Below are 14,639 nucleotides of genomic sequence, written 5' to 3'. Positions count from 1 at the left end.
ATCCACTACCCAGAGTGATACTCATCCGGTCGAAAAGCCAGGGGAAGCCGGAAATCTGTGGACAAGTAATCGAAATTCGACAAGCCGTCCACTCCGGAGAGTGACGAAAATGCCGGGAAGGGGGACTAACCCGGGGTCCTACCCGGGTCCTACGGGCCGTCAGGCGCCGGAAAACGCCGCTCGTTCCGCTCGATCTTCGCCGCGAGCGCGGCCAGCGCGTCGATACCCAGGACTTCACAGAACTGCAGCAGGTACGCGAGGACATCAGCGACCTCGTCCGTCACCCGGTGCGCGGAGTCCGGGTCCTTCATCACCCGCTCCGACTCCTCGGGCGTCAACCACTGGAAGATCTCGACCAGTTCGGACGCCTCCACGCTCAGCGCGGCGGCCAGGTTCTTCGGGGTGTGGTACCGCCCCCAGTCGCGGGCCGCCGCGAACTCGGCCAGCCTGCGCTGCAGTCCCGCTACATCACATCGTTCCGTCACGGCTCCAGGTCTACCACCGAGGCGCCGGCGACGCCGGCCGCCCACCTGGCGTCCCGCACCGCCCCGACCAGGCGGATGTGACCACGCGCGCAGGTCCGCGCCGCCAGTTCGCCGAGCGCGCGCGACTGCCGCGCGTCCAGGCGGCGGTCGAAGCCGTCGGCGAGGACGGTAAGGCTCTGATAGGCCTCCGGAACCTCCGCCACCGGATCGACGGCGAGAACGCCGGGCCCGGTGAGCAGGACGAGCGCCAGGGCCAGATACCTCAACTCCCCGTCCCCAAGCCGAGTGAGAGGCGTGCGCACCCCGTCCCCCCGGTCGACGAAGGCGTGCACCGAACCGTCCTCCGCCTCCTCGGCGAACACGTCGACGACCGGCCCCGCACATCCGTCGCGCACCGCCGAGACGAGCATCGCGTGGCGGACCGCGCACTCGGCCCGGGTACGCCACAGGACCTCGGCGAGGTTGTCGCAGCCGCCCAGCAGCCGGCCCGGACCGATCAGCCCCGCCGGGACCGGCGCGCGCATGCGGCCGGGCCGCGGGTCGCAGGGGAAGGCCGAACGCAGCGCGACCACGACCTGCTCGGCCGCCGCGAGCACCAGGCGCTGCCCGTCCGTCTTGCCCGCCACGCGCAGCGGCACGAGCGCCGTGCCGAGCCGGTCGTCCGGCATCGGGGCGCGGGTCACGGGCGCCGCGCCCGCGGTGTGCCAGGCCGCCTGCACCATGCGGCGGCCTGGGTCGCGCAGCGCCGTCTCCAGGAGGACGAGGCCGCCGCGCGTCAGCCGCTCTCCGACGATGCGCAGTTCGGGTTCGGCCTGGACCGCGAGGTCGAGCCGGACATTTCCGGCGGGCCCGTCGACCGTGCAGCCGATGCGGAACCCGCGCCGCCGCTGACCGTCGGCGCGGGCGCGTTCGGGCACGCACGCCACGGGGTCGTCGAAGACGTCGACCAGTTCGGCACCGGCGCCGAGTCGCGCCAGTGCCTCGTACGCACGGAGCGCGCTGGACTTGCCGCTGCCGCTGGAACCCGTGATCAGCGTCAGCGCGTCGAGTGGGAGCACCGTGCCGCGGTGCCCCGCGAAGGCGGACAGCCGCAGCTCGGTGACCTGCGGTCGGTCCTGGCCTGCCGCCGGCCGCGCGGCCGGCATCGGAGTGTGCACCGTCATGCCGGGAAGCTAAGCGGCGCCGCGCCAGGCGAACCGTTACGCCCAGCCGACCTTCCTACGATCGGGGGATTCACCCACAAGATCTCCCACGTCGGCCGGGGAGGGGATACGGGCGGACGCCGGGCTGCCCTAAGGCTGCGCGACCGCGTCCACCAGACCCTGCACTTCCGTGCCCGGCGGCGCCAGCAGGAAGACGTTCTTGTCGACCCGGTGCATGCCGCAGCCCAGCCCCAGCACCACACCGCTGCTGAAGTCCAGAACCCTCTTGGCCACTTCCGTCTCGGCGCCCGTCAGGTCCAGCAGGACCGGGATCTGCGACATGACGGTCTCGGCGACGTCGCGGGCGTCCGAGAACACGTTGACCCGCATCACCACGAAACGCCTGCGCGTCTCGGTCTCCGCGTCGGGCAGCGCGCTGTGTCCGGGCCATGAAGGCCATTCGTTGCGGCTGCGCAGCGGTACGACCTGGGCGAGCCCTTCCCACTGTTCATCGGTGACGTCGTGGCGCTGACTGCTACTCACTGACCCACCCCGTCCTGGCTCGTAGTCGTTGTCTGCACCGGGCAATTCTTACGCCAAGTCACCCGTTCAGCCCAACTGCGACACGGACGCACGGGCGGAGCACCGCGGACTCCAAGGGTGCGGAGGGGTCGATCGAGACGGCGTCCCCAAGGTGGACGATCAGGTCGCCCGGCTTATTGCAAGGTGCTCGCAATAAGGGCACGCCGCCTGGTCACCAGTAGAGTCGGGCTGCGCAGCCCTTCCCGAACCCCGAGGTCAGGTACCAGCAGTGACCCCCGCATCCCCGCCAGGCATACCGGCCGTCACCGTCGTCGGGATCGGGGCCGACGGCTGGGACGGCCTCCCCGCCGCCTCCCGCGCGGCGCTCTCCGACGCCGAGGTGCTCATCGGCGGCCCCCGCCAACTGGGTCTGCTGCCCCCTGGGCCATGCCCCGGCGAGCGCGTCGCCTGGCCCTCGCCGCTGCGGCCCGCCGTGCCCGGCCTGCTCGCCGCCCACGCGGGACGCCGGATCGCCGTCCTCGCGAGCGGCGACCCCATGTTCTACGGGATCGGCCGCGCCCTGAGCGAGGAGCTGGGCGCCGCAGGCACACCGCACGCACCCGCGCTGCGCGTACTGCCGCACCCGTCCTCCGTCTCCCTCGCCTGCGCGCGCCTCGGCTGGCCCGTCGAGGAGACCGAGGTCGTCACGCTCGTCGGACGCCCGGCCGCACGTCTGGCCGCCGCGCTGTACGACGGGCGCCGCGTCCTCGTGCTCAGCGCCGACGCGCACACCCCCGGCGAGGTCGCCGCCCTGCTGCGCGAGCGCGGCTTCGGCCCGAGCCGGCTGCGCGTACTCGAACAGCTGGGGTCCGATCGCGAGTCGTCGTACGAAGGTGTCGCCGACGCCTGGTCGCACGCGCCCGGCGCCGCGCTGAACGTCGTCGCCGTGGAGTGCCGCCGCTCCCCCGACGCCCTGCGGCTCGGCGCCGTGCCGGGGCTGCCCGACGCGGCGTACGAGAGCGACGGGCAGCTCACCAAGCGGTATGTCCGGGCCGCCACGCTCGCGGCGCTGGCGCCCGCGCCCGGCGAGCTGCTGTGGGACGTGGGCGGCGGCTCGGGATCGATCGCGGTGGAGTGGATGCGGGCGCACCCGTCGTGCCGCGCCGTCACCGTCGAGAAGAACGCGGTGCGGGCCGGCCGCATCACACGGAACGCCGATCGCCTCGGCGTCCCCGGGCTGCACGTCGTCACCGGCGCCGCACCCGCCGCCCTCGCCGAACTCCCCACGCCGGACGCCGTGTTCATCGGAGGCGGCCTCACCGCGCCGGGCCTCCTCGACGCCTGCTGGGCGGCCCTTCCACCGGGCGGGCGGCTCGTCGCCAACACCGTCACGCTGGAGTCGGAGGCGCTGCTCACCGACTGGTACCGGCGCCACGGAGGCGAGCTGGTGCGCCTCGCGGTCGCGCAGGCCGTGCCCGTGGGCGGCTTCACCGGTTGGCGGCAGGCCATGCCGGTCACCCAATGGTCCGTCGCCAGGCCCGTACCCAAGCCCATCACCAAGACCCCATAGAAACACAGGAGTTGACAGCAGATGACCGTGTACTTCATCGGCGCGGGGCCCGGCGCGGCCGACCTGATCACGGTGCGGGGCGCGCGGACGCTCGCCGCCTGCCAGGTCTGTCTGTACGCGGGCAGCCTGGTGCCGCGCGAGCTGCTCGCCGAATGCCCGGACGGCGCACGCCTGGTGGACACCGCGCAGCTCAACCTGGACGAGATCGTCGCCGAGTTGGTGGCCGCGCACGAGCAGGGGCTCGATGTGGCGCGGCTGCACTCGGGCGACCCGTCCGTGTTCAGCGCGATCGCCGAGCAGATGCGGCGGCTCGACGCGGCGGGCGTCCCGTACGAAGTGGTCCCCGGTGTCCCGGCGTTCGCGGCCGCCGCCGCCGCACTGAAGCGGGAGCTGACGGTTCCGACCGTCGGGCAGACCGTCATTCTCACCCGGGTCGCGCAGCGGGCCACGGCGATGCCGGAGGGCGAGGACCTCGCCACGCTGGGGCGCAGCGGGGCGCTGCTCGTGCTGCATCTGGCCGCCGGGTATGTCGACCGGGTGGTCGAGGAGTTGCTGCCTCATTACGGGGCGGACTGCCCTGTCGCCGTGGTCGCGATGGCCAGCCGTCCTGACGAGGTGATTCTGCGGGGTGCTCTCGGCGATATCGCGGGGCAGGTGAAGGAGGCGGGGATCGTGCGAACCGCCGTGATCATGGTGGGCCGCACGCTTGGCGCCTCGCAGTTCCGTGACAGCCATCTGTACTCGGCGGAGCGGGACCGGCACGTCTGCTGACGGCTATCGGCGCTCAGCCGGTCGCCTCGGCAGCAGGACCAGAGTGGCCGCCAGTGCCGCAAGGGCCGCCCCGTACCACCGCGTCGTCGCGCTCTCCCAGTGCTCGACCTGGGACGGGTCGACGAAGAAGGCCAGGTCGTCGGGGAGGAGAAGCAGCGTCAGGACGATGACGATCAGACCGGAGGCCGCCACAGGGCCACCGGCCCGCCCCTGTGTGTAGCGCAGGCCGACGAGGGTGAGGGCCACCGCGAGCAGGGCGAGGGCCAGGGTCTCGACGGCCACGTCCAGGTGTGGGAAGGCAGGACGCAGTTCGTCGTCGAGAGCAGCGCTGACGAGCACCGTGTCGATGGCCCAAGCGGTGACCACCACGAGGAGGCCTCCCGCGACGCGCAGCGAACGGCGCAACCACCACGGGGATGGGCACTGGGAGGTGGTGGTGGCCGCCGGATCGTCCAGAACGAAGGCCAGACCCAGACTGCCGAGGACGGCGGCGAGGTGCAGCAGCGCGGCTGCCGGACCGGACCCGACTGTGATCGAGAAGACGCCGGGTACGGCGCAGACGGTCACCCCCAGAGCGGCACCGCACCAGAGCGGCAGGGTACGGGCCGCGCGGAACTCCGGCCGCAGCAGCGGCATCACGGTCAAGTGCGTACGCATGTGGCGCCGTCCCAGGTCATTGGATCGAGGGTGGGTGTCGTCATCTGTTGGCGCATGCGCTGTCCTTCTCGGTCGCCGGATCGGTCACCGGGCCGCGGATGCCCAGGAGGTCGGCGGCGCGGGTGGAGGTGGTGTCCGGGTCGGTCAGCACCTGCCAGTGCCGGGCAAGTGCCGCCGCCACGTCGTCGGCGGGGCGATCGAGCAGGCGCAGGGCCGTATCGGCATCTGCGAGTTCCGCGTCCATCGTGGTCAGGGGCCCGAAACCGAAGGTCACGAGCCCGCCGAAGTTGCGGTCCATGCGGTCGCGGATCGCGGGTGCCGTCTCCGGGGTGGCCTGAGCCGCCAGCCAGAGCGTGACAATGCCCTGCGCCCCGCAGACCAGCGGTTGGTCGAGGGTGGGCGAACCGGTGGAAGGGGTCCGTCCCTGCACGACACGCTGGGCGAAGGCGGTGGCCAGGCCGCTGGTGGCGTCGTTCGCCGCGTCGTCTCCGTTGCCCCAGTCGGTGCCGACCACGACAGCGCCCGGAGTGCCCGCGCGGCGGTCGTCCGCGGCCCACTGCTCCACCGGTACATCGTCCTGGCCGAAGCCGCCCGAGGTCACGAAGGGTGTGATGTGTTGGCGTACCGTGTAGTGCCTATCGCGGGCCGACTCCGGCACGCGGCGCAGAATGCCGTCCGCGACCTCGGACCACTCCTTGCTCCGGTCGAGGAACTCGGGGAAGGCGCAGTACGTGACCTCTTCCCGCCGCACGCACCGCTGGTCCCCGGACGGTGCCGTCGCCGCGCGCTCGCGGGCCGCGGTGACCGACTCCGGCATGGACCGCAGTTGCGCCGTGCCTGCCCCGAGCGTCCCGACGAGCGCTACGGCCAGCACGGCCTGGACCGGGCGTCGGCCGCCCCGCAGGCCGGAACGCAGCAGCGTGGCAGCGGCGAGCACGACGCTTACGAGGGCGATGTAGAGCAGATGTAGTGCCGCCGGGCGTGCGAGGAGTTCGGAAGGGAGGGAGGCGTGGGTGTCGTCCTCGATGGCGATGAGCCCCCACCAGCGCACACCGGAGTGGACGGCCAGTGAGCCCGTGACCGTGGCGACGCCGAGGACGCCGACGGCGATCGGGCCGAGCGCGACCGACCGGGAGACCGTGCCACTCAGCACCGCCAAGGCACCGGCGAACAGCACGAGCACGGGACCGGTCGCGAGCTCGGCTGCGGACGCGGTGCCGACGGCACCGGGCAGCAGCGCCAACCAGAGCGTGCGGAACCCGGCGAGCACCGCGGCCAGGATCACCGCCGGGAGAAACGCGAGGAGGTGGGCCGCCACCCGCTGCCACCGTTCGAGGACCAACGCCTGGAACCAGGCGTCCGTGCCGTCCCTGGCGGGCCGCAGGACGGCCAGGTGCGTGGCGAGGAAGGTTCCGGCGGCCACGAGAAGCAACTCGGCCTGGAGGTAACGGTCTTCGTCGTGCAGTACCGGATAGTCAGAGGATCCCGCGACCACGGTCTCGTAGACCCACAGGCACACACAGAGTGCTGACGAGCCGAGGAGCGCGGGGTGGCGCAGGAGGCGCAGCGCCTCGGACCGGGCGAGGGCCCGCACGGAAGCAGCCGGAGAAGGTGACTCGACGGTGGTTTCGGCAACCGGCCTGGTGACTGCGCTCGTGCCGCGGTTCACGCCACGGCTCCTTCCGACGACTGCGAGGCGCTCGGCACGGCGGAGGAGTTGAGAAGCAAGTAGCCGTCCTCCAGCGTCGGTTCGACGAGCTGCGCCCCCTCGGGCGGGGTGCCGATGTTGCGGTACGTGCCGTTACCGGTGCGCCAGCCCGCGGCGGCTCGCGGGTCGCGGTCCTGGCTGAACCAGACGCGGCCCCGTGCGACGTCGCAGAGCCCCTGGGGCGTCGCGTCGTGGCGTATCTGCCCGCCCGCGAGTACGACGACACGTCCGCACAGCGCCGCCACGTCCTCCGTCTGATGGGTGGACAGCAGCACGGCACGCCCCGCTCCGATGTCGGCGATCAACTCACGGAAGCGAAGACGCTGTTCGGGGTCGAGGCCCACGGTAGGCTCGTCCAGGATCAACAACTCGGGCTCGCCGATCAACGCGGAGGCCAAGGCCACCCGCTGACGCATTCCGCCGGAGAGCGCCTTCATCTTCTTCCCGCGTTCGGCGCCCAGCCCCACCGCGTCCAGGACTCGGCGGACCTCCTCGTGCCGGGCGGCGCGCACCGTGTGCTCCTTGAGGATGGCGACGTAGTCGACGAACTCGAACGCGGTGAAGTGCCGGTGGAAGCCCGGTGACTGAGGCAGGTACCCCGTGCGGCGTCGGATCTCCTGCCGCTCTCGTGGGAGCAGCGGGTCCATTCCGAAGACCCGGATCTCGCCTCCGGTCGGCACCAAGGCGGTGGCGAGGGCCCGCAGCAGCGTCGTCTTGCCCGCGCCGTTGGGTCCGAGCAGCCCGGTGACCCCCTTGGACAGGCTTAGGGAAACCCTGTCGAGAGCAAGCGACTTGCCGTACCGGACCGTCAGTTCGCGTACGGAAGCGGTGTCAGGTGATGACATCATGCGCGGATCCCTTTCTCGAAGTCGACGTCGAAGTCGGCGCGCAGCAGCACCAGAACAGTCGCGGAAGCGAGCAGCAGCGCAGCGAGCACCGTCTGCCCGGCGACGGAGAACAGCACTGCGGATTCGCGGGTCAGCGCCACCGATGCCAGCCAGGCGAGCCCCGCGGTGACGGCGGCGGGCACGGTGCCGAGGCGGGGCGACAGCACGAGGCTCAGAGCCGTCACCAGGCAGGACGGCAACAGCCAGCCGAACGCGGCGATGCCCAGATGCGGCAGCACGAGCGAGGCGGCGGTCGTCAGCGCCGTGGTGACCGCGAGGACCGCCACGGTACGCAGCATCACCAGCCGGAAGGCGCTGGGCGCGGCCACCTGCCCCAGTTCGTGTGCGGGGTCCCAGCGGCGGCCCAGGGACCCCGCGACCCCGGCGGCAGGCAGCAGCGGTGCCACGGCCAGGAAGGGAAGCGGGGTTCCGTCCGGCTGGACCAGGCGCGCGGTGAGCGCCGCGAAGAGGAGTGTCACCACGGTGCCGCACAACCAGGAGAGGCGCAGCGCCGGGGTGGCCGTCAGGACTCGCGCGACGTGGTCGGGGACGCGCAGGGCGAGCAACACCCGTTCCCAGAAGCCGGCTCTGGGCAGATCGACGGCCAGGTCGAGCCGCTGCCACACCCGATCCAGCGCGCCGGCGTCCGTGAAGGGGACGAGGCGTGAGCGACAGTGCGGGCAGACGTCCAGATGAGGCTCGGCACGGTGACGGGAGTCGGGGGCGAGCGTACCGAGCGCGTATCGGCGCAGCACTTCGCCGGGCAAGTGCACGGGGGTGGTCGGCCGGTCGGTCATCGCTGCTCCCTCTCTTGTCGCTCTTCGCGCGCAAGCTCCTCGCGGAGGTGCTTGCGGGCCCTCATGGCGCGGGTCTTGACCGTCCCGGTGGGCAGGCTGAGCAGCCGTGCGGCCTGACGTGTCGTGAGGCCGTCGAGGACGGTCGCCTGCACGACGTCCCTCAGATCCGGCGCAAGCCGTCCGAGTGCCGCTTGCAGTGCCCCGAACTCGCCTGTTTCCAGAGCCTGTTCCTCTGCGGACGGCCGCGGGCTGTGCCGTAGAGCCGCGAGCGCCTGCCGTAGCCGACTCTGCGCACCGTGGACACGGGCGGCGTCCACGACCCGGCGTGCGGCGATCCGCCACAGCCACCCCGCGAAGTCCCGTACTTCGGGCTGCCGCCCCTCTTCGCACCGGTGCCATACGGCGAGGAACGTGTCCTGGACGATGTCGTCGAGCTGCGCGGCATCCGCGCACCGGTACCGAAGCCGTGCGCTCAGCCAGGGCGCATAGCGCCGGTACAACATCTCGAAGGCCGCCCGGTCACGCTCCCGCAGCGCATCCAGCAGCTCGGCGTCAGAGGGCTCCTCCCCCATGCTCACTTCCACGCCTGGTCGTCGGACGACGGGCGGCGACCGGTTCGCGACCTGCATGTGATCTGAGACACATCGCGGTCATCCGGGTGTGCGGCGTTTACGGTTCCGCTTCTCCAGGGAGGGCCTGACTCTGGGTGAGCGCGATTCTGGATGACCATTCCAGATGCGAAGTGAGTTATGGAGTTCCACATCATCGAGTGAATTCCACGGTTCCACATACGCCCCTCCAGCCCTTTCTGCATGCCTGCATCGTCTTGCTCGCACATCTGCTCTACACCTAACGTAAAGGAGTCAACTCACAGGAACGGAGAAAGAATTGTCCTCGTTGAAACGCGGATTAGCACTGTTCGGCACGGTGACGGCACTCACCATGGGCTCCATGGGTACCGCCTCCGCTACCTCGACCGGCGGGATCGGCGCCCAGGCTGCCCCGCCGAGCTGCGTCAAGTCGTGGACCACCACGAACTACGCCTACGCAAAAAGCAGTTGCAATTCGGCCTACACCATCAAGTTTGTCTGGTCGGCCGGTAGGGACAGTGACTGCTTCACCATCAGGAAGGGTGAGCAGTGGCACAGCGAGCGCCCGAATCGGCTTGCAGGATTTGACGGACTGCGCAAGTGCTGATCCGCAGTGTCTGATATAGACGCTCTCAGATAAACAGGGAGTGGCTTCCCGAACTCGACCTTCGGGAAGCCACTCCCGTTCATTTTAGGACGCTCGTCAACCACCGTCACGGGCACCTGGCAGAGAACGGAACAGCGTGCATGCCTCGACACGTCGGCGATCGCCGGAGCCGGGGACTGGCTGCCGGGGTGGCAGCCATGGCCCTAACTGTTGGTGGCGACGCCGCTGCTGTGGTTGGGAAGAGGTACGCGGCGAACACCTGGGACGTCGCGAAGGTGGCTGGAACGGTTCGCGGGACCGGCGCTCCGGCTGGGGATGCTCGGCGCCATGGCCTTGCGGGCGCACGGCAGCGTCGGAGCGCTTCGTGCCGTCGGCTTGATCCTCGCTCTGTTCACTCTGGCCGTGCTCCATACGGTGGCGACCCAAGGCCGGGCTCCCGAGCACTGCTCGCCCTGCCTCCCGTGGTGCTCGCCGCCTTCTATCTGCGTTACGGAGCCGTGGGAAACCTGTGCGCGATCGCTCTCGGCGCCCTGATCGCGGACGGACCGCGGGCGTGGCTACCCATGGCCGCGGCCTCGCTACCGCCTGCGCGGTCATCGGGCTGGGGCTGCTACCCCCCTTCCCTCTATGCCACACAAGTGGCCGGGTCCCCGGCGGCAGGCCCTGGGGTACGGCCACCGTGGTCACGGTTTCCGCCTAGGCCGGCATGCTGATCCTCGTCGCCGCTCCCTGGCTGCCGCTACGACCAGGATTCCCCGCAGCGGCCTTGGGTGGACCTGCTCGGTCAAGCAACTGACTTGAGGGCACTTCGCCCCACCACCGCGCCCGCCCGGTCGATGCAGATGACGTCCACCGCGACCGGGGCGCCCCGCAGTACGCCCAGTGCCTCGTCCCGCGCCGTCGTCGCCACCAGGTCGCCCAGCGGTACGCCCGCCGCCTCGCACAGTCGCAGGGCCTCAAGGCCCGTGTTGGCGGCGGCCACCCGCGCCGCCAGTGCCTCGCTCGCGCCGCCCGCGCGGGCCAGTTCCGCGAGGAAGTTCTTGTCGACCTGGGAGCGTGCGGAGTGGAGGTCGAGGTGGCCCGCCGCCAGTTTCGACAGCTTCGCGAAGCCGCCGCAGATGGTGAGGCGGTCGACCGGGTGGCGGCGTACGTACTTCAGGACCGCGCCCGCGAAGTCGCCCATGTCGAGGAGGGCGTCCTCCGGGAGGCCGTACTCCGCGACGACCGTCTTCTCCGACGTCGAGCCGGTGCAGCCCGCGACGTGCGTGCGCCCGGCCGCCCGCGCCACGTCCACGCCCCGCCGGATCGAGTCGATCCACGCCGAGCAGGAGTAGGGCACGACGATGCCGGTGGTGCCGAGGATCGACAGGCCGCCGAGGATGCCGAGGCGGGGGTTCCAGGTGGAGCGGGCGATCTCCTCGCCGTGGTCGACGGAGAGGGTGATCTCCACGTCCGGCGCGGTTCCGGCGCGCTCGGCCACCAGCGTCACGTGGTCCCGCATCATCTGTCGCGGCACGGGGTTGATCGCGGGCTCGCCGACGTCGAGCGGCAGGCCGGGGCGGGTGACCGTGCCCACGCCCATGCCCGCCTTGAAGACGACTCCCGAGCCGGGCGGCAGCCTCCGCACCGTGGAGCGCACCAGCGCGCCGTGCGTGACGTCCGGATCGTCACCCGCGTCCTTGACGATGCCCGCCATGGCGTACGCGTCCGTACGCTCCTCGGCGGCGAGCGCGAAGGCGGGCGTCTGGCCCTTGGGGAGCGTGATGGTCACCGGGTCGGGGAAGTCGCCGGTCAGCAGCGCCGTGTACGCGGCCGTGGTGGCCGCCGTCGCGCAGGCGCCGGTCGTCCATCCGGGCCGCAGACCGGTGTGCTTGAGTTGAGCGCTGCGCCCGCCCTCTGCCCCGCCCGACCCGCTTGACTTGCCTGGCTCGCTTGACTTGCTTGGCTCACTCATGAAGGAAACCGAACTCCGTGCACGTACTGATTCTGGGGGGAACGACCGAGGCCCGCCGCCTGGCGGAGCTGCTCGCGGGCGAGGCGGGGCCGCGCGTGACCAGTTCGCTGGCGGGGCGGGTCGCGGCGCCCCGGCTGCCGCCCGGCGAGGTCCGCGTCGGCGGGTTCGGCGGGGCGGAGGGGATGGCGGCGTGGCTGCGGGAGCACCGCGTGGACGCGCTCATCGACGCCACCCATCCTTTCGCCGGGACGATCTCGTTCAACGCGGCGTCGGCCGCCGCCACCGCCCATGTTCCCCTGCTCGCCCTGCGCAGGCCCGGCTGGGTGCCGGGTGAGGGCGACGACTGGCATCCGGTCGACTCCCTCGCGCGGGCGGCGCGGGTCCTGCCCGCGCTGGGCGAGCGGGTCTTCCTCACCACCGGGCGGATGGGCCTCGCCGCGTTCGCCGGGGACCCGGAACTCGACGCTCTCTGGTTCCTCGTACGTTCCGTGGACGCGCCCGAGCCGCCGTTCCCGGCCCGCATGGAGGTCCTCCTCGACCGGGGCCCGTTCACTCTCGACGGCGAGCGGGAGCTGCTGCGCCGCCACCGCGTCGACGTCGTGGTGACGAAGGACAGTGGTGGCGCGGCGACAGCACCGAAGCTGACGGCCGCGCGCGAAGCGGGGCTCCCGGTGGTCGTCGTGGAGCGGCCCCCCGTGCCGGAGGGGATCCCGGTGGCGGCCACCCCCGAGGAAGCGGCCACCTGGCTACGCCGGTTCAGCCGCTGAGCGCCCCGTCCCCGGCGCCGGCCCCGCCCTCCGGATAACGGCGGGGCGTCCACACGATCTGCTCCGCGCCCCCGCGCCGCCGCACCACCCTCGTCTGCGAGGAGCCGACGATCAGCAGCGTCCGCATGTCGACGTCCGCCGGGTCGAGATCGCCGAGCCGCACGACCCGCACGCTCTCCTCGGGTCCGCCGACGTCCCGGCCGAGGACGACCGGCGTGTCCGGCGTCCGGTGTTCGAGCAGCAGTTCGCGCGCCTTGCCCACCTGCCAGGTGCGGCTGCGCGAGCCCGGGTTGTAGAGCGCGAGCACCAGGTCCGCGGCGGCCGCCGCGGCCAGGCGTTCGGCGATGACCTCCCACGGCTTGAGGCGGTCAGAGAGGGAGATGGTGGCGTAGTCGTGGCCGAGGGGGGCGCCCGCGCGGGCGGCGGCGGCGTTGGCGGCGGTCACGCCCGGGAGCACCCGGACCGGGATGTCCTCGTACGCGTCCTGCGAGGCGGCCTCCAGGACGGCCGTGGCCATCGCGAAGACACCGGGGTCGCCGCCCGAGACGACCGCGACGCGCCGCCCGCGCCGCGCCAGTTCCAGGGCGAACTCGGCGCGTTCGGACTCCACACGGTTGTCGGAGCCGTGGCGCCGCTGTCCGGGGCGGTGCGGTACGCGGTCGACGTACGTGGTGTAGCCGACCAGGTCGTCGGCGGCGGCGAGCGCGCCGCGCGTCTCGGGGGTGAGCCAGAGCGGGCCGGCCGGGCCGGTGCCGACCACGACGACCTCGCCCCGGCGGTCCGGGGCGGGCTCCGGCGCGGGGCCGCCCGTCAGCGGCGCCACCCGGCTCGGCAGCACCGCCACCGAGAAGTAGGGCACCGAGTCCGGGTCGACGTCGGCGAGTCGGCCGGTGCGCTCGCCCTCCATGGTGGCGCGCTCCACGTACCGCGCCTCGTCGAGGCGGCCGGCGCGCTCCAGGGCGCCGCGCACCTTGCCGAACGTACGGCCCAGCTTCATGACGACCGCCGAGTCCGTCGCCGCGAGGCGCGCGGCCAGCTCCTCCTCGGGGAGGGTGCCCGGCAGGATGGTGAGGACCTCCTCGGCCTCCACGAGGGGTTCGCCGAGGCGGGCGGCGGCGGCGCTCACCGAGGTGACGCCGGGGATCACCTCGGTCGGGTAGCGGTGGGCGAGCCGCTTGTGCATGTGCTGGTAGGAGCCGTAGAAGAGCGGGTCCCCTTCGGCGAGGACGGCGACCGTGCGGCCGGCGTCGAGGTGCGCGGCGAGGCGGGCGGCGGCCTCCTCGTAGAAGTCGTCGAGGGCGCCTCGGTAGCCGCCGGGGTGGTCGGTGGTCTCCGTCGTGACGGGGTAGACCAGCGGCTCCTCGATGTGGTCGCCGCGCAGGTGCTTCGCCGCGATCGAGCGGGCGATGGAGCGGCCGTGCCGGGCCGAGTGGTAGGCGACCACGTCGGCGGCGGCGATGACCTCGACGGCGCGCACGGTCATCAGGGAGGGGTCGCCGGGCCCGAGCCCGACTCCGTACAGCCGTCCTCGCGCGTTGCTCTCGGTGTTCACTCCGCCTCGCTAGCGATCGCGTTGATCGCGGCCGCGGCCATGGCGCTGCCGCCACGGCGTCCCCGTACGACCAGGTACTCCAGGCCGGCGTGGTGTGCGGCGAGCGCGTCCTTGGACTCGGCGGCGCCGACGAAGCCGACCGGGATGCCGAGGACGGCGGCCGGGCGCGGGGCGCCCTCCTCGATCATCTCCAGGAGGCGGAAGAGCGCGGTGGGGGCGTTGCCGATGGCGACGACGGAGCCTTCCAGGCGGTCGCGCCACAGCTCCATGGCGGCGGCGCTGCGGGTGGTGCCGAGCTTCGCCGCGAGGTCCGGGACGGACGGGTCGGCGAGGGTGCAGATCACGTCGTTGCCGGCGGGGAGCCGCTTGCGCGTGACGCCGCTGGCGACCATGTTCGCGTCGCAGAGGATCGGCGCGCCGTCGCGCAGCGCCTTGCGGGCGTCGGCCACCAGGCGCGGGCTGAAGGCGAGGTCGCGGACGAGGTCGACCATCCCGCAGGCGTGGATCATCCGCACCGCGACCTGGCTGACGTCGGCGGGCAGACCGGCGAGGTCCGCCTCCGCGCGGATGGTGGCAAAGGACTCGCGGTAGATCGCCGCGCCGTCCTTCTCGTAGTCGAACACTGTGCTC

At 72.1% G+C, this 14,639-nt stretch carries 15 protein-coding genes; 4 read left to right on the top strand and 11 right to left on the bottom strand.

The features are described 5' to 3' along the window. Nucleotides 1-149: 149 nt before the first annotated feature. The 3 genes from ACWDZ7_RS23855 to ACWDZ7_RS23845 form a co-directional block, all read right to left on the bottom strand. The gene (locus tag ACWDZ7_RS23855) at nucleotides 150-485 is read right to left on the bottom strand and encodes a nucleotide pyrophosphohydrolase (RefSeq protein WP_451799591.1); all 336 of its coding nucleotides are present in this window, start codon (nucleotides 483-485) and stop codon (nucleotides 150-152) included. After that, nucleotides 482-1,648, bottom strand: coding sequence for an ATP-binding protein (locus tag ACWDZ7_RS23850; RefSeq protein WP_451799589.1), 1,167 nt, complete (start codon nucleotides 1,646-1,648; stop codon nucleotides 482-484). Before ACWDZ7_RS23850 ends, ACWDZ7_RS23855 begins: the two co-directional genes overlap by 4 nt. A gap of 129 nt (nucleotides 1,649-1,777) precedes the next feature. Further along, nucleotides 1,778-2,170 (bottom strand): cell division protein SepF, encoded by a 393-nt coding sequence (locus ACWDZ7_RS23845; RefSeq protein ID WP_451513486.1) that lies wholly within the window; start codon nucleotides 2,168-2,170, stop codon nucleotides 1,778-1,780. A gap of 268 nt (nucleotides 2,171-2,438) precedes the next feature. Between ACWDZ7_RS23845 and cbiE the strand changes: the two genes are divergently transcribed. Next, entirely contained in the window at nucleotides 2,439-3,719 is a 1,281-nt protein-coding gene (cbiE, locus tag ACWDZ7_RS23840) for a precorrin-6y C5,15-methyltransferase (decarboxylating) subunit CbiE (RefSeq protein ID WP_451799588.1), read from the top strand. Nucleotides 3,720-3,740: 21 nt separating this feature from the next. After that, nucleotides 3,741-4,490 carry a precorrin-4 C(11)-methyltransferase gene (cobM, locus tag ACWDZ7_RS23835; protein WP_451799586.1) on the top strand — a complete coding sequence of 250 codons (750 nt, stop codon included), beginning with the start codon at nucleotides 3,741-3,743 and terminating at the stop codon, nucleotides 4,488-4,490. Nucleotides 4,491-4,493: 3 nt separating this feature from the next. On the opposite strand, the gene ACWDZ7_RS23830 is transcribed toward cobM, so the two are convergent. From ACWDZ7_RS23830 to ACWDZ7_RS23810, 5 genes are read right to left on the bottom strand one after another with little or no spacing between them, the layout of a single operon-like run. Next, nucleotides 4,494-5,147 (bottom strand): hypothetical protein, encoded by a 654-nt coding sequence (locus tag ACWDZ7_RS23830; RefSeq protein ID WP_451799584.1) that lies wholly within the window; start codon nucleotides 5,145-5,147, stop codon nucleotides 4,494-4,496. Between the two features lie 40 nt (nucleotides 5,148-5,187). Further along, nucleotides 5,188-6,816: an ABC transporter permease gene (locus ACWDZ7_RS23825; protein WP_451799583.1), complete on the bottom strand. Its 1,629-nt coding sequence runs from the start codon at nucleotides 6,814-6,816 to the stop codon at nucleotides 5,188-5,190. After that, complete coding sequence (locus ACWDZ7_RS23820) at nucleotides 6,813-7,703, bottom strand: ATP-binding cassette domain-containing protein (protein ID WP_451799581.1); 891 nt, start codon at nucleotides 7,701-7,703, stop codon at nucleotides 6,813-6,815. The genes ACWDZ7_RS23825 and ACWDZ7_RS23820 overlap by 4 nt, the downstream gene beginning before the upstream one ends. Further along, a complete protein-coding gene (locus tag ACWDZ7_RS23815; protein WP_451799580.1) occupies nucleotides 7,700-8,539 on the bottom strand; it encodes a hypothetical protein in 840 nt (279 codons plus the stop codon). Before ACWDZ7_RS23815 ends, ACWDZ7_RS23820 begins: the two co-directional genes overlap by 4 nt. Beyond that, nucleotides 8,536-9,111 carry an RNA polymerase sigma factor gene (locus ACWDZ7_RS23810; RefSeq protein WP_451799578.1) on the bottom strand — a complete coding sequence of 192 codons (576 nt, stop codon included), beginning with the start codon at nucleotides 9,109-9,111 and terminating at the stop codon, nucleotides 8,536-8,538. The genes ACWDZ7_RS23815 and ACWDZ7_RS23810 overlap by 4 nt, the downstream gene beginning before the upstream one ends. A gap of 379 nt (nucleotides 9,112-9,490) precedes the next feature. Here ACWDZ7_RS23810 and ACWDZ7_RS23805 point away from each other — a divergent pair, with 379 nt between their 5' ends. Beyond that, the gene (locus tag ACWDZ7_RS23805; RefSeq protein WP_451513494.1) at nucleotides 9,491-9,736 is read left to right on the top strand and encodes a hypothetical protein; all 246 of its coding nucleotides are present in this window, start codon (nucleotides 9,491-9,493) and stop codon (nucleotides 9,734-9,736) included. Between the two features lie 784 nt (nucleotides 9,737-10,520). Here the strand turns inward: ACWDZ7_RS23805 and ACWDZ7_RS23800 are convergent. Then, the gene (locus ACWDZ7_RS23800; RefSeq protein WP_451799576.1) at nucleotides 10,521-11,690 is read right to left on the bottom strand and encodes a cobalt-precorrin-5B (C(1))-methyltransferase; all 1,170 of its coding nucleotides are present in this window, start codon (nucleotides 11,688-11,690) and stop codon (nucleotides 10,521-10,523) included. Between the two features lie 17 nt (nucleotides 11,691-11,707). On the opposite strand from ACWDZ7_RS23800, the gene ACWDZ7_RS23795 reads away from it, so the two are divergent. After that, nucleotides 11,708-12,457 carry a cobalt-precorrin-6A reductase gene (locus ACWDZ7_RS23795; protein ID WP_451799574.1) on the top strand — a complete coding sequence of 250 codons (750 nt, stop codon included), beginning with the start codon at nucleotides 11,708-11,710 and terminating at the stop codon, nucleotides 12,455-12,457. Here ACWDZ7_RS23795 and cobJ read toward each other — a convergent pair. Then, a complete protein-coding gene (gene cobJ / locus ACWDZ7_RS23790; protein ID WP_451799702.1) occupies nucleotides 12,447-13,940 on the bottom strand; it encodes a precorrin-3B C(17)-methyltransferase in 1,494 nt (497 codons plus the stop codon). The genes ACWDZ7_RS23795 and cobJ overlap by 11 nt on opposite strands. 65 nt (nucleotides 13,941-14,005) lie before the next feature. Further along, nucleotides 14,006-14,632 (bottom strand): precorrin-8X methylmutase, encoded by a 627-nt coding sequence (locus ACWDZ7_RS23785; RefSeq protein WP_451799701.1) that lies wholly within the window; start codon nucleotides 14,630-14,632, stop codon nucleotides 14,006-14,008. Nucleotides 14,633-14,639 lie beyond the last annotated feature (7 nt).

The organism is Streptomyces sp. NPDC003032 (assembly GCF_053591415.1).
This window is presented reverse-complemented; position numbering and strand designations above follow the sequence as displayed.

Bases quoted from the DNA above. Each gene is read 5' to 3' on its own strand.
- ACWDZ7_RS23815 (WP_451799580.1), bottom strand. From the start codon at position 8,539: ATGACCGACCGGCCGACCACCCCCGTGCACTTGCCCGGCGAAGTGCTG.
- ACWDZ7_RS23850 (WP_451799589.1), bottom strand. From the start codon at position 1,648: ATGACGGTGCACACTCCGATGCCGGCCGCGCGGCCGGCGGCAGGCCAG.
- ACWDZ7_RS23820 (WP_451799581.1), bottom strand. From the start codon at position 7,703: ATGATGTCATCACCTGACACCGCTTCCGTACGCGAACTGACGGTCCGG.
- ACWDZ7_RS23800 (WP_451799576.1), bottom strand. From the start codon at position 11,690: ATGAGTGAGCCAAGCAAGTCAAGCGAGCCAGGCAAGTCAAGCGGGTCG.
- cobM (WP_451799586.1), top strand. From the start codon at position 3,741: ATGACCGTGTACTTCATCGGCGCGGGGCCCGGCGCGGCCGACCTGATC.
- cobJ (WP_451799702.1), bottom strand. From the start codon at position 13,940: ATGACCGTGCGCGCCGTCGAGGTCATCGCCGCCGCCGACGTGGTCGCC.
- ACWDZ7_RS23810 (WP_451799578.1), bottom strand. From the start codon at position 9,111: ATGGGGGAGGAGCCCTCTGACGCCGAGCTGCTGGATGCGCTGCGGGAG.
- ACWDZ7_RS23805 (WP_451513494.1), top strand. From the start codon at position 9,491: ATGGGTACCGCCTCCGCTACCTCGACCGGCGGGATCGGCGCCCAGGCT.
- ACWDZ7_RS23830 (WP_451799584.1), bottom strand. From the start codon at position 5,147: ATGCGTACGCACTTGACCGTGATGCCGCTGCTGCGGCCGGAGTTCCGC.